Raw genomic sequence first — 18,035 nt, 5'->3', positions numbered from 1 at the left:
ATGGCTACACACAAAAAGCATTATCACAGACTGGCGCTGGCACTGGGTTTACTGACCGCAGGCGGCTTTTTATCGACGCAGGCTCAGGCCGATCAGCTGGCGGATATCAAAGCCGCTGGCGTGGTGAAGGTCGCGACCTTTGACGCCAACCCGCCGTTCGGCTCGATCGATGCCAAAACCCACGACATCGTCGGGTATGACGTCGATTTCGCCAAAGCGCTGGCTAAAAAGCTCGGCGTGAAGCTGGAGCTGGTCGCCACCAACCCGGCGAACCGCATTCCGCTGCTGCAGTCGGGCAAGGCCGATCTGATCGTCGCCGACATCACCATCACTCCGGAGCGTGCGCAGGTGATCGATTTCTCCACACCCTATTTCGTGACCGGTCAGCAGTTCCTGGTCCCGGCAAAATCGGCGGATAAACTGGATGCCTACAGCAAAGCGCGCATCGGGGCGGTGAAAGGCACCACCGGTGAGCAGGCGCTGCATCAGCGTTTCCCGCAGTCTCGCGTGCTCTCTTATGACGATATTCCTCTGGCGTTAACCGCCCTGCGTAACGGCAACGTGCAGGCGATTACCCAGGACAGCACCATTCTGGCGGGCCTGCTGGCACAGGCGCCGGATAAAGCCGATTTCAAAATTCTGCCGGATCTGCTGAGTAAAGAGGAGATCGGCGTGGGGGTGAAGAAAGGCGAAACCGCGCTGCTGAAAGTGGTTAACGACGAGCTGGTCAATCTGGAGAAAACCGGCGACGCGGCCAAAATCTATGACGTCTGGTTCGGCCCGCAAACCCAGTCACCTCAGCCTCGCGCCTTTAAAATAGAAGCCCAGTAATATGCTCTCAGGTTTATTTTCACGCTCCGCGGCCCGTGCCGCGGATTTTTCACATCTGGACCAGGCAAGCGTTGAGTTCCGTGAGGTGGTCAAACGCTACGGCGATCATCCGGTTTTAAAAGGGATTAACCTCAGCATCGCGCCCGGCGAAGTGGTGGCGATCCTCGGCCCGTCCGGTTCCGGTAAGTCCACGTTGATTCGTCTGATTAACCAGCTGGAGTCGCTGAACGGCGGCGAAATCCTCATCGACGGCAAACCCACCGGCAAACTGACCGGCACGGCCCTGCGCCAGCTGCGCAGCCGGGTCGGATTTGTGTTCCAGCAATTTAATCTTTACGCCCATCTGACGGCCAGCCAGAACATCAGCCTGGCGCTGGAGCATGTGCACGGCTGGAAAGCGCCGCAGGCTCAGGAGCGCGCTCTGACGCTGCTCGATAAAGTCGGGATGGTGGAGAAAGCTGAGCATTACCCGGCTGAGCTGTCCGGCGGACAGCAGCAGCGCGTGGCGATTGCCCGGGCGCTGGCGTCCTCGCCGCAAATCATCCTGTTTGATGAGCCGACGTCGGCTCTCGATCCAGAGATGATTGGCGAGGTGTTGCAGGTGATGAAGGCCCTCGCCCACAGCGGCATCACGATGATCGTCGTGACCCACGAGATGCAGTTTGCCCGCGAGATCGCCGACCGGGTGGTGTTTATCGACGGCGGACTGATTCTGGAGACCGCCCCGCCGGAGCAGTTCTTCCGCCATCCGGAACATCCGCGCGCCCGACAGTTCCTGCAAAAGGTGCTCAACCCGCTGCATCAGGAGTTACCGTGATGCCCGCCCTCGACTGGCAAGGGGTGCTTTCCGGACAGCCCTTGCAGTGGATTTTATCCGGTTTTCTCACCACGCTGTGGGTGACGCTGGCAGGCATGATCATCGCCAGCGTCTTCGCGATTCTTTTTTTGCTCCTGCGCCTGGCAGGCGGAAAAACGGGCAACGCCCTCGTGGCGGTGTGGGTCTCTCTGTTTCGCAATACGCCGTTACTGGTCCAGCTGCTGTTCTGGTATTTCGCCGCCTGGAACGGGCTGCCGCGCGCGTTTCGCGATTACCTCAACGCCGATCACAGCTGGTCGATTCTGCCGGGTGACGTCTGGTGGTTTACCCCGGAGTTTCTCTGTTCCGCCTGGGGGCTGGGGGTGTTTACGTCGGCGTTTTTGATCGAAGAGATCGCCTCGGGTTTACAGGCGGTGTCATCCGGACAGCGACAGGCGGCGCTGGCGCAGGGGTTTTCTTCCTGGCGGCTGTTCCGCTACATCCTTCTGCCCCAGGGGCTGGCGAACGCCTGGCAGCCGGTCGTCGGGCAGTATCTGAACTTAATGAAACTCTCGTCCCTGGCGAGCGGCATCGGTTTTGCCGAGCTGACCTATCAGGTGCGGCAGATTGAGAGCTACAACGCCCACGCGCTGGAGGCCTTTACGGTCGGCACTGTGCTTTATCTGCTGACCGGCGTGGTGCTCGGGCTGCTGCTGGTGAAACTTGGACCGTCGACCGTGAAACGCCGCCCGCGTCCAACGGCCATCCGCACCGGGAGGGAGCGCGCATGATCGCCGGACTGAACGTGATTACTGAAAACCTGGATTATCTGCTGTGGGGCCGGATGTCGGCGGGGGAACCTGGCGGCGTGTTGCTGACGCTGCTGATGGCGCTGGGCGCCGCCGCGCTGGCGATGCCGGGTGGGATTGCCCTCGCCGCGCTGGCCTGGCGTTTTCCGGGTGTCGTGCGCAAAATGCTGTTCCTGTGGGCGGAGCTGATTCGCGGCATTCCGCTGATCTTCGTGATTTTCTGGATGTGGTATTTGCTGCCGCTGCTGACCGGCGGCGATCTGCCTGGCGCGTTGACCGTGACGCTGGCGCTGGCGTGGTTTACCGCGGCGGCGGTGATGCACTCGGTGCTGGCCGGGCTTCGGGCGTTGCCCGGCGGGCAATACGAAGCGGCGCAAACCCAGGGGTTTGGCACGCAGCAGACGCTGTGGCTGATCCTGCTGCCGCAGGTATTACGCAATATTCTGCCGTCTCTGCTGGGGATTTTTATCAGCCTGCTGAAAGATACGTCGCTGGCCTTTATTGTCAATGTGCCGGAGCTGACGACCGTCGCCGGACAGGTGAACAACCGGGTGCAGATTTACCCGGCGGCCATTTTTATCTTTACCGGCGTGGTCTATTACCTGCTCTGCTGTGGTCTTGAGCAGGTCGCGAAACGCTGGCGTTTTACCCCGCGAGCGCTTTAACCACTGTTTCCATCGCTTCTGTCGTCAATTCGCTGCGTTTCACGCGCTGGTTCGCCAGCGCGGTACGCAGCACGCCCGCAATGACGATATGCTTCGGCTCCTGGCCTAAATCCCGCATCTCAAGAACGACCTTCCCGACTACCCGGCACATTTCCTGATAAAGCGCGTCGTCTTTAGTCACATTGCCCATTGCTATCACTCCATTGCTGTAAAGGAGCAGCTTAAATGATTAACAGAATGGATACAAAAAAGGGTGAGGGGAAACCGCGGTTTCCCCTCACCCTAACCCTCTCCCACAGGGAGAGGGGACCGACCGTGCTTAGTTATTGACTGGGATCACCGCGCCTTTATATTTGGTGCGGATCCAGTCCTGAATCTCTTTGGAGTGCAGCACGTCCACCAGCGCGACGATATCTTTCTTCTTCTCGTCACCGCGATGCACGGTAATGATGTTCGCGTATGGGTTGTTCTCACCGCTTTCTACCGCGATCGGGTCATGAACCGGGTCGAGACCCGCGTCGATGGCGTAGTTGGCGTTGATCACCACCGCCGCGCCTTCGTCGTTGTTATACATCTGCGGCAGCAGAGAGGCTTCGACGTTCGGGGTGAACTGCAGCTTTTTCGGGTTTTCCACGATGTCGCTGATGCGCGCGGTCACTTTGTCGATGCCTGGCTTGAGCTTAATCACGCCCTCTTTCTCGAAGATAGAGAGAATACGGCCTTCTTCAGACACCGCATCACGCATGATGATTTTGCCGCCTTCTGGCAGATCTTTCAGGGATTTGTATTTTTTGGAGTAGATACCAATCGGCTCGATGTGGATCGCCCCGGCACTGACGAAATCGTAATCTTTGTCGCCCGCATGATCTTTCAGCACGCTGTTCAGATACGGAATGTGCTGGAAGTAGTTCGCGTCGATGTCACGGCCCGCCAGCGCGGTGTTAGGCAGGATGTAGTCCTGGAAGGGTTTGATCTCCAGATCGATACCCTGTTTCGCCAGAATCGGTTTCGCCTGCTCCAGAATTTCAGCGTGCGGGGTGTTGGATGCGCCGACGGTCAGCGTATCCGCCCAGGAGGCAAAGCTCAGGGCGCTCAGGGTTGCGGCGGCAATCAGTGTCAGTGTCTTTTTCATGATGTGTGTTCCTGTGAATTAATTGTTTTTAGCGTTTATCTAACAGTGAAGTAATGACGTCGCCGCAGAACTGGATAATGAAAACGATGATCAAAATGGTCACCGTTGCCACCAGCGTGACATCACCGTGGTTGCGCTGGAATCCTTCCAGATAAGCCAGATTTCCCAAACCTCCTGCCCCAATCACCCCCGCCATGGCGCTGTAGCTCACCAGGGCAATCAGCGTGACCGTGATGCCTGATACCAGGGCGGGTGAGGATTCCGGCAGTAAAACCCGAAAAATTAAGGTGCTCAGGCGTGCGCCCATCGAACGCGTCGCCTCGATCACCCCTTTGTCCACTTCGCGCAGGGCGATCTCCACCAGACGCGCATAGAACGGCGCCGCACCAACAATCAGCGCCGGGAGCGCGGCGTTAGCACCCAGAATCGTCCCGACGATGGTCTTGGTGAACGGGATCAGCAAGACAATCAGGATGATGAACGGAATCGAACGAAAGACGTTCACCACGATTGAAATTACGCTGTAGACCGTGCGGTTATGGAACAGCCCGCCGCGCGCGGTCAGAAACAGCGCCAGACCCAAAACAATCCCCAGAGCAAAGGTCGCGACGCCGGAAATCGCCGTCATGTAGAGCGTCTCCAGGGTGGCGGCCCACAGCTGGTCCCATTTCAGATGCGGAAAAAGAGTCTCAAGCATGTTTAATCACCTCGCCTTCAATATCGCTGTGCTTCAGGTCGGCGAGGATATTGTTCAGTTGTTCTTCGGATGCCACCACGTGCAGCCAGAGCTGGCCGAATACGCCGTGTGCGGTCTGCGTCATTTTGCCGTGCAGAATGTTAAACGGCAGGCCGTAGCGCAGGGTCAGTTCCCCGACGACGGGCTTGTGGGTGCTGTGTCCGGTAAAGGTCAGGCGGATCACCGTCCCTTCCAGCTCGTTCGCCAGCTCCGGGTTAAAGGCTTCTTCTTCGGCGTACTGGCTCACCTGGCGCACAAACTGCTGAGTGATCGGTTTATGCGGATGGGTGAAGACGCTCAGGACGTCCCCCTCTTCCACCACTTTGCCGTTTTCCATGACCGCCACGCGGTCGCAGATTTTGCGCACCACGTGCATCTCGTGGGTGATCAGCACGATGGTGAGATTGAAACGACGGTTAATGTCGAGCAGCAGATCGAGGATCTGATCCGTCGTTTGCGGGTCGAGCGCGGACGTGGCTTCGTCGCACAGCAGCACATCGGGATTATTCGCCAGCGCACGAGCGATGCCGACGCGCTGTTTCTGCCCGCCGCTGAGCTGTGACGGATAGGCATTTTCGCGGCCTTTCAGCCCCACCAGATCCACCAGCTCGGCGACGCGCGTTTTGATTTTGGCTTTGGGAACGCCCGCGATTTGCATCGAGAAGGCGATGTTTTCTGTCACCGTGCGCGACCACAGCAGGTTGAAGTGCTGGAACACCATGCTGATCTTCAGACGCGCCTGACGCAGCTCTTCCCCTTTCGCCGAGGAGATCTCCTGACCGCTGATGGTTACGCTGCCTGACGTCGGCTTTTCCAGCCCGTTCAGCAGACGGATCAGCGTACTTTTTCCGGCACCGCTGTAGCCGATAATCCCGTAAATCTGCCCCTGCTCAACCGTCAAATTGACGTCATCCACGGCGGTAAGCGCCACTTTTCCGTTGTCAAAAACCTTCGAAATATTCCTCAGAACTATCATTCTTTTTCTTATCCGTTACGCATATAGCGGTTTAGCAGTATGGATGTCCAAACGATAGTAATCAGAGGTTATGAGGTTTTAAATGAACAAAATCGCATGTCTTATAACTCTGAGGAATATGTGGCGTGGCGACTGGGCGCAGAACGAATAGCTTATTTTCAGCAATGATTATCTGTGGAATGGATATGAGACAGCGCCTCAGGCTCGAAAACGGTCATTTTTCCCGCATTTTGTCCTTATATAGCCATCCTCACATCTGGAGCACTTTACGGCTTGCTATCTTGACTGCCAAATCAGGCATTTATATTACTTTCCGTTCTAATAGGCAGTGAAAGGTTCTTTCTTGAGAAATTTTCATGGTCCTATCATCCAGCCATGTCCCTGTTAAGGAAAAGACCATGGCGATTTATCACTCTGTCACCGAACTGATTGGCCGCACGCCGCTGATCCAGCTGCACAAGCTGGATACCGGCCTGTGTTCGCTGTTTTTGAAACTCGAGAACCAGAATCCGGGCGGATCCATTAAGGACCGCGTGGCTCTGTCGATGGTTAACGAGGCCGAACGCAAAGGGCTGCTCGCGCCGGGCGGCACCATCATTGAAGCCACGGCGGGCAACACCGGGCTGGGGCTGGCGCTGATTGCGGCGCAGAAAGGCTACGCGCTGGTGCTGGTGGTGCCGGACAAAATGAGCCGCGAGAAGATTTTCCACCTGCGCGCGCTGGGCGCTCAGGTGGTGCTCACCCGCTCTGACGTCAACAAGGGCCATCCGGCCTATTACCAGGATTATGCGCAGCGTCTGGCGCAGGAGATTCCGGGCAGTTTCTATATTGACCAGTTCAATAACGAGGCTAATCCGCTGGCGCACAGCACCTCCACCGCGCCGGAGCTGTTTGAACAGCTGGAAGGAAAAATCGACGCTATCGTCGTCGGCGTCGGGTCCGGCGGTACGCTCGGTGGGCTGCAGGCGTGGTTTGCGCAGCATTCGCCGCACACGGAGTTTGTGCTGGCCGACCCGGCGGGGTCAGTGCTGGCAGATCAGGTGGAGTCGGGCCGTCATCATGACGCCGGTTCGTGGCTGGTCGAAGGCATCGGCGAGGATTTCATTCCGCCGCTGGCGCACATCGAGGGGGTACAGCAGGCGTATCGCGTGACTGACCGTGAAGCCTTCACCACCGCCCGCGATCTGCTGAAAACCGAAGGCATTCTGGCGGGCTCTTCCAGCGGCACGTTGCTGGCGGCAGCGCTGCGCTACTGTCAGGCGCAAACCACGCCCAAACGGGTGGTGACCTTTGCCTGCGACAGCGGGAACAAATATCTGTCGAAAATGTTCAACGACGACTGGATGCGCCAGCAGGGGCTGATCTCCCGCCCGCCAACTGGCGATCTCTCAGACTATATCGCCCTGCGGCACGACGAAGGCGCCACCGTCACCGCCGCGCCGGATGACACCCTCGCGACCGTACTGGCGCGCATGCGCCTGTACGACATCTCCCAGCTGCCGGTGTTAGAGAATGGTCAGGTGGTGGGCATTGTCGACGAGTGGGATCTGGTCAGCCATATCGCGGGGGACGGCGAGCGTTTCGCCCTACCCGTGACCGAGGCAATGACCCGCCACGTGGAAGTGCTCGACAAACACGCCTCTGAGAGCGCACTGAAACCGATCTTTGACCGCGGTCTGGTGGCGGTCATTAACGACCGCGATCGCTTTCTCGGCCTGATTACGCGCAGCGACGTCCTCACCGTCTGGCGCAACCGTCTTCAACAATAAGGAACAATAACGATGAAAACCCTGGCAACTCTGAGCGTCCACAGCGGCGAATTTAACGATCAGCACGGGGCGGTGATGCCGCCGATTTACGCCACCTCGACGTTTGCGCAACCCTCTCCCGGGGAACATACGGGCTATGAATATTCCCGCAGCGGCAACCCGACGCGCCATGCCCTGGAAACGGCAATTGCTGAACTCGAGAGCGGCACGCGCGGATATGCGTTTGCATCCGGTCTGGCGGCGATCTCCACCGTGCTGGAGCTACTGGATAAAGACAGCCATATCGTCGCCATTGACGATGTGTACGGCGGGACCTATCGCCTGATCGAAAACGTGCGCAAACGCAGCACCGGCTTGCAGGTGAGCTGGGTGAAACCAGGGGATTTGGCGGCGCTGGAGGCGGCGATTCGTCCTGACACCAAAATGATCTGGGTGGAAACCCCGACCAACCCGCTGCTGAAACTGGCCGACCTCGCGGGGATCGCGGAGATTGCGCGCCGCCACAACATCATCAGCGTGGCGGATAATACCTTTGCCTCGCCGGTGATCCATCGTCCGCTGGAGTTTGGTTTTGATATCGTCGTCCACTCTGCGACCAAATATCTCAACGGCCATTCTGACGTGGTGGCAGGTCTGGCGGTGGTCGGCGATAACCGCGAACTGGCCGAGCAGCTGGGCTATCTGCAAAACGCCGTCGGCGGTGTGCTCGACCCGTTCAGCAGTTTCCTGACGCTGCGCGGCATTCGCACCCTCGCCCTGCGAGTCGAAAAACACAGCGCCAACGCGCTGGCGATTGCGCAATGGCTGGAGCAGCACCCGCAAGTCGAAAAAGTGTGGTTCCCGTGGCTGGAATCTCACCCGCATTACCAGCTGGCGCGCGAGCAGATGGCGCTCCCGGGCGGGATGATCTCCGTGGTCGTGAAAGGTGATGCGCAACAGGCCACTGCGATAATCCGCAAGCTGAAACTGTTTACCCTGGCTGAGAGTCTGGGCGGCGTTGAAAGCCTGGTCAGTCAGCCCTACAGCATGACCCACGCGTCGATTCCGCTGGAGCAGCGTTTAGCCAACGGCATCGTGCCGCAGCTGATTCGCCTGTCCGTCGGGATTGAAGATGCGAACGATCTGATCGCTGACCTTGAACAAGCGCTGAAAAATTAATCACATTGCGGCAGACATCGCGTCTGCCGCAACAAGATGCTGTTTAGCCTTAACGCCTTGATAACAATCTTTGTGAATCTGCACAGAATGGTTTTGAAACACCGTTTCCATTTTCCTTTTATCTGAAAATCAGCGTATAATACGCGCCTAATCCCTGGGTGAATGGTTTCAGCGCTTGGAATACAAAAAACAACGTACAACTTCTCCTCTCCTTCGTTGGGCCAGGTCTCAGGCACACTTTCTTCTGCACGCTCATTTGATGTCACCTATCCTTAGTGCGTGTCATTTAAAATTTCGCAACACAGGTTTGACTCTGCGGCAGTGCGCCCCCGGAGCGAGATTTCCATATCCTTCCCAACTTAAAGACTAAGACTGTCATGAAAAAGACGAAAATTGTTTGTACCATCGGCCCGAAAACCGAATCTGAAGAGATGCTGAGCAAAATGCTGGACGCCGGCATGAACGTGATGCGTCTGAACTTCTCTCACGGCGACTATGCTGAACACGGTCAACGTATTCAGAACTTGCGCAACGTGATGAGCAAGACTGGTAAAAAAGCAGCGATCCTGCTGGATACCAAAGGCCCGGAAATCCGCACCATCAAACTGGAAGGCGGCAACGACGTCTCCCTGAAAGCGGGTCAGACCTTCACTTTCACCACTGACAAAACCGTTGTGGGTAACAGCGACATCGTTGCTGTGACTTACGAAGGCTTCACCACTGACCTGTCCGTTGGCAACACCGTTCTGGTGGATGACGGCCTGATCGGTATGGAAGTCACCGCTATCGAAGGCAAAAACGTTGTTTGTAAAGTGCTGAACAACGGCGACCTGGGCGAAAACAAAGGCGTTAACCTGCCGGGCGTTTCCATCGCACTGCCAGCTCTGGCTGAAAAAGACAAACAAGACCTGATCTTCGGTTGCGAGCAAGGCGTTGATTTCGTTGCAGCGTCCTTCATCCGTAAACGTTCTGACGTGACCGAAATCCGTGAGCATCTGAAAGCCCACGGCGGCGAGAAGATCCAGATCATCTCCAAAATCGAAAACCAGGAAGGCCTGAACAACTTCGACGAAATCCTCGAAGCCTCTGACGGCATCATGGTTGCGCGTGGCGACCTGGGCGTTGAAATCCCGGTTGAAGAAGTGATCTTCGCGCAGAAGATGATGATCGAGAAATGTGTGCGTGCACGTAAAGTGGTTATCACTGCAACACAGATGCTCGACTCCATGATCAAAAACCCACGCCCTACCCGCGCAGAAGCCGGTGACGTGGCGAACGCCATCCTCGACGGTACCGATGCAGTGATGCTGTCTGGCGAATCCGCAAAAGGCAAATACCCGCTGGAAGCCGTGACCATCATGGCCACCATCTGCGAGCGTACTGACCGCGTGATGACCAGCCGTCTGGATAACAGCAACGACAGCCGTAAACTGCGTATCACCGAAGCGGTGTGCCGTGGTGCTGTAGAAACCGCTGAGAAGCTGGATGCGCCGCTGATCGTGGTAGCGACCCAGGGCGGTAAATCCGCTAAAGCTGTGCGTAAATACTTCCCTAACGCCACCATCCTGGCGCTGACCACCAACGAAACCACTGCTCGTCAGCTGGTTCTGAGCAAAGGCGTGATCCCACACCTGGTGAAAGAGATCGCTTCTACCGACGATTTCTACCGTCTGGGTAAAGAAGTGGCTCTGCAGTTGGTTGATTGTGGTCTGGCGCGTAAAGGCGACGTGGTAGTGATGGTTTCTGGTGCTCTGGTTCCAAGCGGAACGACCAATACTGCCTCTGTTCACGTGCTGTAATCATTACCAAACGAATTGTTTTCGTAAAAAAGCGCCCCTTGGGCGCTTTTTTTATTTATGGCGTCGCCATATTTATTCAAAATGCAAATCGAGTTTTTCTATTTAAGAGACGATTATCTAAGATGAATCCGATGAAAAATGTCTTTTTTAACATAGCTTTTTCGGCAAAAGGGGCAGATTCGTTGTTTCTTTGAGCGAACGATCAAAAATAGGTGTATTCCCATCAAAAAAATATTCTCAACCTAAAAAACTTTGTGTAATACTTGTAACGCTACATGGAGATTAACTCAATCTAGAGGGTATTAATAATGAATCGTACTAAACTGGTACTGGGCGCGGTAATCCTGGCTTCTACTATGCTGGCTGGTTGTTCTAGCAATGCTAAAATCGACCAACTGTCTTCTGACGTTCAGACTCTGAACGCTAAAGTTGACCAGCTGAGCAACGACGTGAACGCAATCCGTTCTGACGTTCAGGCTGCTAAAGACGACGCAGCACGCGCTAACCAGCGTCTGGACAACCAGGCTACTAAATACCGTAAGTAATAGTACCTGTTAATAAAATGGCGCACATTGTGCGCCATTTTTTTTGCCCTTTTTCCGCCCTACTGCATCACCACTTCTTTCTCGCCTTCTGAGACTGCGCTTGACGCGCTATTGTTCTGCACCGACAGCACTGGATTAGCCACCGACGCCGATGGCACGTTTCCCGTTGAGACTGCAACAGGAATGCCCGCGCGACGCGACAGCGCTTTATCAATCAGCGTTTTGTCATTCCCGTCAAGCGAGGCGAACGACGCAAAGCCGGCGTTGTGAACAATCGGCGTGGTTTGCGGATTCTCCCCTTCGACCTGCGCCAGCGGGCGATGGACCTCGACATAGCGTTTCCCGTCAGGCTCTACCGAGTACTTCACCGGCTCGTTGATGATCTGCACGCGCGTGCCCACGCGAGCCTGCTCGAACAGCGCTTTAATGTCCGGCGCATTCATGCGCATACATCCGGAGCTCACGCGCAGCCCGACGCTGTCCGGCGCGCTGGTGCCATGAATCAGATACTCCCCGTTACCTATCCCCAGACGCAGCGCAAAGCGCCCCAGCGGGTTATTAGGGCCTGCCGGGACCACAGGCGGCAACTTGATACCCATTGCCAGCGAACGCGCTCTGATGCCCGGCGTAGGCGTCCAGGTTGGATTCGGGATTTTCTGGCTCACGCGGGTGGTGCTGACCGGCGTTTCCAGTCCCAGTTGACCGATTCCCAGCGGATAGACCTGGACGATATTTTCGCCCGGCGGGAAATAATAGAGCCGCAGCTCAGCCAGATTCACCACAATGCCTTCGCGCGGCGTATCCGGGAGCAGCATTTGCGACGGGATGGTAATCACCGTTCCCGGCGCGGGGTAGACCGGGGCAATCGTATTATTGGTTTCGAGGATCAGCTGCGCCGCCGTATTAAATCGTCGGGCGATCGCCTGCAGATTTTTGTCCCCTTCCTGAATGGCATAGGTTTGATTTTGACCAATAAGGCGGCTGCCCGCTGGCGGCAACGGATAATCCATCGCGCTGGCAGAATTAAGGCCACCGAAAGTGCTGATGAGTAAGAGTGTAATTATCGACGCGCGCTTCATACTGAGATTCCTTATTCACTGGCAGAACGCCAGAAAGCCGAAAAACCAGCGAGGTGAGAACCACCTCGCGAAACAGAATGAATGCAGTCTTTTTAGTTTAGCTAATGTTGGACGCTTTGGAGCGGATTGCGCGGATCATCGCTTCCAGCCCCTGAGAACGGGAAGGCGTTAGGTGTTGAGTCAGCGCCATTTTTTCAAACCACGGACGCACATCGAAGGCGACGATGTCCTGGGCTGACATCTGGTGGTACAGAATAAACACCACGGCCACCAGCCCTTTGACGATAGCCGCATCGCTGTCGCCCTCAAGCTCAATCACCCCGTCGTCCCGCTGGTTCATGACGATCCAGACCTGGCTCTGACAGCCCTGGATCGTATTCTCCGGGCTATGCGCTTCGTCGCTGAGGGCAGGCAGACGCTGCCCCAGCTCAATGATATACAGGTATTTCTCTTCCCAGTTGGCGCAACGACTAAAGTTACGCAACAGCTTTTCTCTGTCCGGCAACGCGGCCATGTCTTGCCTCTCTTTTATCCCAGCAGGTGATGGATGCGTTTCAGCCCCGTCACCAGCCTGTCGATCTCTTCTGTCGTGTTATACATCACCAGCGACGCGCGGCACATCGCCGGGACCTGGTAAAACGCCATCAGCGGCATCGCGCAGTGATGCCCGGTACGCACGGCGACGCCGTAGTTATCGAGGAAACTGCCGACGTCGTAGGCGTGATGCTTACCCAGATTAAAGGCAATTACTCCTTTGCGCGAGTCTGGGCCGTAAAGAGCGAGATCCGGCACGCTGGCCAGCTGATCCAGGGCGTAACGCATCAGCGTCTCTTCATACTCGGCGATCGCATCGAGACCGATGGCCGAGACGTACTCTATCGCTGCGCCCAGCCCGATAATCCCGCCGGTATTCGGCGTACCCGCTTCAAAACGCCACGGCGCTTTCGCGTAGGTGGTGCCCTGCGTCAGGCTGACGGTGGCGATCATCGACCCGCCCCCTTCCCACGGCGGCATCGCCTGCAGGATATCCTCTTTCACATACAGCACGCCAATCCCGGTCGGGCCATAGAGTTTGTGACCGGAGAAGACGTAAAAATCGCAGTCCAGGGCCTGAACGTCGATGGTGTGATGCATCACCGCCTGGGCACCGTCCACCAGCACTTTCGCGCCGGTCTGATGCGCTTTGGCGATGATCTCCGCCACCGGGTTTTCCGTGCCGAGGACGTTGGAGATCTGAGTGATGGCCACCAGCCGCGTGCGCTTGTCGAGCAGGGAATCCAGCCGCTCCAGTTGCAACGTTCCGTCCTGATTCAACGGGATCACCCGCAGCTGGGCGCCCACGCGCTCGCAGAGCATCTGCCAGGGCACGATGTTGGCGTGGTGTTCCATCTGGGTGATGATGATGTTGTCACCCGCGTGGACCTGCGCGCTGCCCCAGCTGTTCGCCACCAGGTTAATACCCTCGGTGGTGCCGCGTACAAAGACCAGTTCTTCGGGCGAACGGGCGTTAAGGAAGGCCGCGATCTGCGTGCGCACGTTTTCCATGCGCTGTGTCGCTTCGGCACTCAGGGTGTGAATGCCGCGATGCACCGCCGCATAGCCGTGGCGGTAGAACTCCGCCTCGGCGTCGATCACCTGGTTCGGCTTCTGCGCGCTGGCCGCGCTGTCGAGATAGGCAAGCGGCAGACCGTTCACTTCACGGGTCAGGACGGGAAAATCCGCCCGCACTTTCTCTACGGGAAAACTCATGCTTCGCCTCCTGGCAAACGCTGACCAATGCGTGCCAGCACCTGCTGTTTCAGGGTTTCATCGCGCAGAGCTTCCGTCAGCTCCGCGGCAAACGCGTAAATGATCATCTTCTGCGCGGCGTTTTTGTCGATCCCACGCGAGCGCAGATAGAACATCTGTTCATCGTCGATGCGCCCAACCGTCGCGCCGTGGCTGCACTTGACGTCATCGGCGTAAATTTCCAGCTGCGGCTTGGTGTCCACTTCCGCCAGACGCCCCAGCAGCAGATTGTTGTTGGTCATCTGCCCGTCGGTTTTGATGGCGTGTTGCGCCACGTTAATCAGGCCGTTAAATACCGCGCGACCTTTGTCGTTGGCGATAACCTTGTGCATCTGACGGCTGTTGCAGTAGCCCTTGTTGTGCTCAAGCCAGGTGCGGGTGTCGCACACTTCTGACTTAACCGGCATCGCCAGGCTGTTGATCCGAAGCGTGGTGTTTTCGCCGTTCAGCTGGGTGCTGGTGTTGTGACGCAGCACCGCTCCGCCGAGCAGGAAGCTGTGGCTGTATGCCGCCGCGTCCGGGCCGATCAAAATGTCGTTATGAGCAAAGTGATGGCAGGCCGGGTTTTCAAACGCCAGCTTGATATGATGCAGCTGGGCATTAGCCGCCACGTTCATCGTCAGGCGCGCGCCGGTAAAATGTTTGGTCTCATTCAGGCTGACGTAGTGCTCAATGATCGTCGCTTCCGCGCCCTCGGACAGCTCAAGATGATGACGATAGTGCGCGGTGTTGACCTCATCGCCGTCCAGCCCCTGGGTGATGTGCAGAAGCAGCAGCGGTTTCGCCGGGCGCTGGTTGCGCTTCACGCGGATGTGCGTCACGCCCGACGCCAGGCTTTCGGTCAGATGCAGGAACACTTCCGGCTGAACCGGTGCAGGCAGAGACTGGCGCTGGTCATTAATCTCGACCTCAAAGCCGCTCGCCTCGGTGCTGTCGCTCAGTTCAGGACGGTAGCGCCCATCGACAAACACCAGCCGCACGGCGTCCACATTCAGCGCCAGGGCATCGCGCTGCGCCGGAGCGACCTCCGCCAGACGGGTGACGAACTGGCTGTCGAGCAGGCCGTCCAGCGGCGTGTATTTCCAGTTTTCATGTTTGCGCGTCGGCAGACCGAGGCGCAGCATCTGTTGCAGGTGTTGTTGCGCCTGCTCGGATCGCGTTTCGCCCTGGGTTTCAAACAGGCGATGCCACTGCTGCAGCGCGTTACTGCTGTTCGGTAAGCCAGCCATAGCCCTGCTCCTCCAGTTGTTTGACCAGAGTAAAGTCACCGGATTTCACGATGCGGCCCTGATACAGGACGTGGACGTAATCCGGTTTGATGTAGTCCAGAATACGCTGGTAGTGGGTGACGATAATGAACGAGCGTTTGCCGTCGCGCAGGGAGTTCACGCCGTCGGCAACAATTTTCAGCGCATCGATGTCCAGACCGGAGTCCGTTTCATCCAGGATGCACAGCTCAGGCTCAAGCACCGCCATCTGCAGGATATCGTTGCGCTTTTTCTCGCCGCCGGAGAAACCGACGTTAACGGAACGGGTGAGCAGATCTTCGGGCATTTTCAACAGCTTGATCTTCTCTTCCATCAGATCCTGGAAATCAAAGCGATCCAGCTCCTCTTCGCCGCGGTATTTGCGCACCGCATTCAGCGAGGTTTGCAGGAAGAACTGGTTGCTGACGCCCGGAATTTCGACCGGGTACTGGAAGGCCATAAAGATCCCTTCCCCGGCGCGATCTTCCGGTGACAGTTCGAGGAGATCTTTGCCTTTAAACTCGACGGAACCGCCGACCACTTCGTAATCTTCACGCCCGGCAAGCGTCGCGGAGAGCGTACTTTTCCCGGAGCCGTTCGGCCCCATAATGGCGTGCACTTCGCCCGGACGGACTTCAATATTCAGCCCGCGCAGGATCGCTTTATCTTCCACACTGACCTGTAAATCTTTAATGCTTAACATGTTTATTCCTTAACCGACACTGTGTTCAAGGCTGATGGCCAACAGTTTTTGTGCTTCTACGGCAAATTCCAGCGGCAACTCAGAGAACACGTCCTTACAGAAGCCGTTCACAATCATCGAAATCGCATCTTCTTCGCTGATACCGCGCTGCAGGCAGTAGAACAGCTGATCTTCCCCGATGCGCGAGGTGGTCGCCTCGTGCTCCAGCTGGGCGCTGTTATTGCGGCATTCGACATACGGGAAGGTGTGCGCCCCGCAGTCGGTACCGATCAGCATCGAATCACACTGGGTGAAGTTACGCGCGTTGGTCGCCGTCGGCATGATTTTCACCAGCCCGCGATAGCTGTTCTGGCTGTGTCCGGCGGAGATGCCTTTCGAGATGATGGTCGATTTGGTGTTTTTGCCGATGTGGATCATCTTGGTGCCGGTATCGGCCTGCTGATACCCGCTGGTCAGCGCCACGGAGTAGAACTCGCCGATCGAGTTGTCGCCGCGCAGAATGCAGCTCGGGTATTTCCAGGTGATCGCGGATCCGGTCTCGGACTGGGTCCAGGACATTTTGCTGTTTTCGCCTTCGCACAGGGCGCGCTTGGTGACGAAGTTCAGGATACCGCCGGTGTTGCCATCGCCAGGGAACCAGTTCTGCACCGTGGAGTATTTCACTTCCGCGTCTTTGTGGATGATCACTTCCACCACCGCGGCGTGCAGCTGGTAGCTGTCGCGCACCGGTGCGGAACAGCCCTCAATGTAGCTTACGTAGCTGCCTTCGTCGGCGACCAGAATGGTGCGCTCGAACTGGCCGGTTTTTTCGGCATTGATGCGGAAATAGGTCGAGAGTTCCATCGGGCAACGCACGCCTTTCGGCACGTAGATAAAGGTCCCGTCGGAGGCGACCGCCGCGTTCAGCGCCGCAAAGAAGTTGTCGTTACTCGGGACCACGGTACCGATGTATTTCTTCACCAGCTCCGGGTGATCGTGAATGGCTTCGCCAAAGGAGCAGAAGATAATCCCCTGTTCGGCCAGCTTGCCACGGTAGGTGGTGGCGACCGATACGGAGTCAAAGATGGCGTCGACCGCGACTTCTCGCCCTTCGCGCACCGGCACGCCGAGCTGCTCGAAGGCCTCTTCGACCTCTTTGCTCAGGAAGGTGTTGCCCCCGGTTTGCTGCACCGCGCCAGGCTGTGAGGCGCAGGTATCGTCACAGCTGCCGCAGGATGGCGCGGAGTAGTAGCTGTAATCCTGATAGTTGAGTTTGTCGTAGTGCGCCTTCAGCCAGTGGGGCTCTTCCATCTCCAGCCACGCGCGAAACGCGCTCAGGCGAAACTCGAGCATCCACTCCGGCTCGTTACGTTTGGCCGAAATCGCGCGCACCACCTCTTCGTTGATGCCTTTCGCTAATTCGTCCGTTTGCAGCTGGGTGAAGAAGCCCTCTTTATAGTTGAGGTGCCCGCCACTCCAGGTATTCACATCGTCAGTTGCTTCAGTATTACGAGACATAGTACCGCCTATACCCCAAAGCTTTCGCCGCAGCCGCATTCATTCTGCGCTTTCGGGTTATTGAATTTGAATAACTGGTTTAAGCCTTCGCGCACGTAGTCGACTTCAGTGCCATCGATAAACGGCATCGCCTGCAGGGCGACAAACAGCTTCGCCCCGTCGGTTTCGAATACCAGATCATCTTTTTCGGGCACGCTGACCGTATCCAGCACGTAGCCAAATCCGGCGCAGCCAGTCTGTTTAACGCCTAAACGCAAGCCCACAATTTCCGGCTTTTTCGCCACCAGCTCGTGAATATGCGCCGCCGCCGTGGGCGTCAGCGTCAAACCACGCCAGGCAAAATCAGCGGGATTAAAGGTTTCTGAATGCAATTCCATAGGTCCACCTCATCTATTAAGCCACCAGGGGCATTACACCATGTTAGTGATAACGATTATCACTTCAACCCCCTGACAGCAGGGGCTTTCGGCTAAACCGCCCTTTTTGGCTACTTTTATTAAGCATA

General features: G+C 56.9%; 19 protein-coding genes. 8 read left to right on the top strand and 11 right to left on the bottom strand.

Going from position 1 to position 18,035, the window contains the following annotated elements:
• Genes U9O48_RS09970 through U9O48_RS09955 form a run of 4 tightly spaced genes read left to right on the top strand, consistent with a single transcriptional unit; the run spans nt 1 to nt 3,101 of the window.
• Nucleotides 1–831, top strand: a complete 831-nt coding sequence (locus U9O48_RS09970; RefSeq protein WP_285150204.1) for an ABC transporter substrate-binding protein — start codon at nt 1–3, stop codon at nt 829–831.
• A gap of 1 nt (nt 832) precedes the next feature.
• A complete protein-coding gene (locus tag U9O48_RS09965) occupies nt 833–1,648 on the top strand; it encodes an amino acid ABC transporter ATP-binding protein (RefSeq protein WP_324724221.1) in 816 nt (271 codons plus the stop codon).
• The gene (locus U9O48_RS09960; protein ID WP_324724394.1) at nt 1,648–2,418 is read left to right on the top strand and encodes an amino acid ABC transporter permease; all 771 of its coding nucleotides are present in this window, start codon (nt 1,648–1,650) and stop codon (nt 2,416–2,418) included. Before U9O48_RS09965 ends, U9O48_RS09960 begins: the two co-directional genes overlap by 1 nt.
• On the top strand, nt 2,415–3,101 hold the full coding sequence (locus U9O48_RS09955; protein ID WP_324724219.1) for an ABC transporter permease subunit: 687 nt from the start codon (nt 2,415–2,417) through the stop codon (nt 3,099–3,101). Before U9O48_RS09960 ends, U9O48_RS09955 begins: the two co-directional genes overlap by 4 nt.
• On the opposite strand, the gene fumD is transcribed toward U9O48_RS09955, so the two are convergent.
• The 4 genes from fumD to U9O48_RS09935 all read right to left on the bottom strand — a co-directional run bounded on the left by fumD (nt 3,082) and on the right by U9O48_RS09935 (nt 5,945).
• Complete coding sequence (fumD, locus tag U9O48_RS09950) at nt 3,082–3,291, bottom strand: fumarate hydratase FumD (protein WP_045401410.1); 210 nt, start codon at nt 3,289–3,291, stop codon at nt 3,082–3,084. The two genes, U9O48_RS09955 and fumD, sit on opposite strands and share 20 nt — an antisense overlap.
• 129 nt (nt 3,292–3,420) lie before the next feature.
• Nucleotides 3,421–4,233: a MetQ/NlpA family ABC transporter substrate-binding protein gene (locus tag U9O48_RS09945; RefSeq protein WP_006174916.1), complete on the bottom strand. Its 813-nt coding sequence runs from the start codon at nt 4,231–4,233 to the stop codon at nt 3,421–3,423.
• Between the two features lie 28 nt (nt 4,234–4,261).
• Nucleotides 4,262–4,930 carry a methionine ABC transporter permease gene (locus U9O48_RS09940; protein WP_324724217.1) on the bottom strand — a complete coding sequence of 223 codons (669 nt, stop codon included), beginning with the start codon at nt 4,928–4,930 and terminating at the stop codon, nt 4,262–4,264.
• Nucleotides 4,923–5,945, bottom strand: coding sequence for a methionine ABC transporter ATP-binding protein (locus U9O48_RS09935; RefSeq protein WP_324724216.1), 1,023 nt, complete (start codon nt 5,943–5,945; stop codon nt 4,923–4,925). Before U9O48_RS09935 ends, U9O48_RS09940 begins: the two co-directional genes overlap by 8 nt.
• 398 nt (nt 5,946–6,343) lie before the next feature.
• Between U9O48_RS09935 and U9O48_RS09930 the strand changes: the two genes are divergently transcribed.
• The 4 genes from U9O48_RS09930 (at nt 6,344) to U9O48_RS09915 (ending at nt 11,216) form a co-directional block, all read left to right on the top strand.
• Entirely contained in the window at nt 6,344–7,714 is a 1,371-nt protein-coding gene (locus U9O48_RS09930) for a cystathionine beta-synthase (RefSeq protein WP_285155019.1), read from the top strand.
• 12 nt (nt 7,715–7,726) lie between these two features.
• Nucleotides 7,727–8,872, top strand: a complete 1,146-nt coding sequence (locus U9O48_RS09925) for a trans-sulfuration enzyme family protein (protein WP_285158483.1) — start codon at nt 7,727–7,729, stop codon at nt 8,870–8,872.
• A gap of 377 nt (nt 8,873–9,249) precedes the next feature.
• Nucleotides 9,250–10,671, top strand: a complete 1,422-nt coding sequence (gene pykF, locus U9O48_RS09920) for a pyruvate kinase PykF (protein ID WP_154125223.1) — start codon at nt 9,250–9,252, stop codon at nt 10,669–10,671.
• A 308-nt stretch (nt 10,672–10,979) separates the two neighbouring features.
• Nucleotides 10,980–11,216, top strand: coding sequence for a major outer membrane lipoprotein (locus U9O48_RS09915; protein WP_095281761.1), 237 nt, complete (start codon nt 10,980–10,982; stop codon nt 11,214–11,216).
• Between the two features lie 59 nt (nt 11,217–11,275).
• On the opposite strand, the gene ldtE is transcribed toward U9O48_RS09915, so the two are convergent.
• The 7 genes from ldtE to sufA all read right to left on the bottom strand — a co-directional run bounded on the left by ldtE (nt 11,276) and on the right by sufA (nt 17,907).
• Nucleotides 11,276–12,295 (bottom strand): L,D-transpeptidase LdtE, encoded by a 1,020-nt coding sequence (ldtE, locus tag U9O48_RS09910; protein ID WP_324724214.1) that lies wholly within the window; start codon nt 12,293–12,295, stop codon nt 11,276–11,278.
• 97 nt (nt 12,296–12,392) lie between these two features.
• Nucleotides 12,393–12,809: a cysteine desulfuration protein SufE gene (gene sufE, locus U9O48_RS09905; RefSeq protein ID WP_282491956.1), complete on the bottom strand. Its 417-nt coding sequence runs from the start codon at nt 12,807–12,809 to the stop codon at nt 12,393–12,395.
• 14 nt (nt 12,810–12,823) lie between these two features.
• Nucleotides 12,824–14,044: a cysteine desulfurase SufS gene (gene sufS / locus U9O48_RS09900; protein WP_324724212.1), complete on the bottom strand. Its 1,221-nt coding sequence runs from the start codon at nt 14,042–14,044 to the stop codon at nt 12,824–12,826.
• Complete coding sequence (sufD, locus tag U9O48_RS09895) at nt 14,041–15,312, bottom strand: Fe-S cluster assembly protein SufD (RefSeq protein ID WP_285150197.1); 1,272 nt, start codon at nt 15,310–15,312, stop codon at nt 14,041–14,043. The genes sufS and sufD overlap by 4 nt, the downstream gene beginning before the upstream one ends.
• Entirely contained in the window at nt 15,287–16,033 is a 747-nt protein-coding gene (gene sufC, locus U9O48_RS09890) for a Fe-S cluster assembly ATPase SufC (RefSeq protein ID WP_282491959.1), read from the bottom strand. The genes sufD and sufC overlap by 26 nt, the downstream gene beginning before the upstream one ends.
• A gap of 9 nt (nt 16,034–16,042) precedes the next feature.
• Complete coding sequence (sufB, locus tag U9O48_RS09885) at nt 16,043–17,530, bottom strand: Fe-S cluster assembly protein SufB (RefSeq protein ID WP_285150196.1); 1,488 nt, start codon at nt 17,528–17,530, stop codon at nt 16,043–16,045.
• A gap of 8 nt (nt 17,531–17,538) precedes the next feature.
• Nucleotides 17,539–17,907, bottom strand: a complete 369-nt coding sequence (gene sufA / locus U9O48_RS09880; RefSeq protein WP_282491960.1) for a Fe-S cluster assembly scaffold SufA — start codon at nt 17,905–17,907, stop codon at nt 17,539–17,541.
• Between the last annotated feature and the right edge of the window lie 128 nt (nt 17,908–18,035).

Source organism: Lelliottia sp. JS-SCA-14 (assembly GCF_035593345.1).
GTDB classification, from domain to species: Bacteria; Pseudomonadota; Gammaproteobacteria; order Enterobacterales; family Enterobacteriaceae; genus Enterobacter; species Enterobacter wanjuensis.
Note: the sequence above shows the minus strand (reverse complement) of the source record. Positions and strands in the feature narration are given on the sequence as shown.

Coding starts and splice junctions, on each gene's coding strand:
- U9O48_RS09945 (WP_006174916.1), bottom strand. CDS start 4,233: ATGAAAAAGACACTGACACTGATTGCCGCCGCAACCCTGAGCGCCCTG.
- ldtE (WP_324724214.1), bottom strand. CDS start 12,295: ATGAAGCGCGCGTCGATAATTACACTCTTACTCATCAGCACTTTCGGT.
- U9O48_RS09970 (WP_285150204.1), top strand. CDS start 1: ATGGCTACACACAAAAAGCATTATCACAGACTGGCGCTGGCACTGGGT.
- U9O48_RS09965 (WP_324724221.1), top strand. CDS start 833: ATGCTCTCAGGTTTATTTTCACGCTCCGCGGCCCGTGCCGCGGATTTT.
- sufC (WP_282491959.1), bottom strand. CDS start 16,033: ATGTTAAGCATTAAAGATTTACAGGTCAGTGTGGAAGATAAAGCGATC.
- U9O48_RS09925 (WP_285158483.1), top strand. CDS start 7,727: ATGAAAACCCTGGCAACTCTGAGCGTCCACAGCGGCGAATTTAACGAT.
- sufS (WP_324724212.1), bottom strand. CDS start 14,044: ATGAGTTTTCCCGTAGAGAAAGTGCGGGCGGATTTTCCCGTCCTGACC.
- sufE (WP_282491956.1), bottom strand. CDS start 12,809: ATGGCCGCGTTGCCGGACAGAGAAAAGCTGTTGCGTAACTTTAGTCGT.
- U9O48_RS09960 (WP_324724394.1), top strand. CDS start 1,648: ATGCCCGCCCTCGACTGGCAAGGGGTGCTTTCCGGACAGCCCTTGCAG.
- fumD (WP_045401410.1), bottom strand. CDS start 3,291: ATGGGCAATGTGACTAAAGACGACGCGCTTTATCAGGAAATGTGCCGG.
- sufD (WP_285150197.1), bottom strand. CDS start 15,312: ATGGCTGGCTTACCGAACAGCAGTAACGCGCTGCAGCAGTGGCATCGC.
- sufA (WP_282491960.1), bottom strand. CDS start 17,907: ATGGAATTGCATTCAGAAACCTTTAATCCCGCTGATTTTGCCTGGCGT.
- U9O48_RS09915 (WP_095281761.1), top strand. CDS start 10,980: ATGAATCGTACTAAACTGGTACTGGGCGCGGTAATCCTGGCTTCTACT.
- U9O48_RS09935 (WP_324724216.1), bottom strand. CDS start 5,945: ATGATAGTTCTGAGGAATATTTCGAAGGTTTTTGACAACGGAAAAGTG.
- U9O48_RS09940 (WP_324724217.1), bottom strand. CDS start 4,930: ATGCTTGAGACTCTTTTTCCGCATCTGAAATGGGACCAGCTGTGGGCC.
- pykF (WP_154125223.1), top strand. CDS start 9,250: ATGAAAAAGACGAAAATTGTTTGTACCATCGGCCCGAAAACCGAATCT.
- U9O48_RS09955 (WP_324724219.1), top strand. CDS start 2,415: ATGATCGCCGGACTGAACGTGATTACTGAAAACCTGGATTATCTGCTG.
- sufB (WP_285150196.1), bottom strand. CDS start 17,530: ATGTCTCGTAATACTGAAGCAACTGACGATGTGAATACCTGGAGTGGC.
- U9O48_RS09930 (WP_285155019.1), top strand. CDS start 6,344: ATGGCGATTTATCACTCTGTCACCGAACTGATTGGCCGCACGCCGCTG.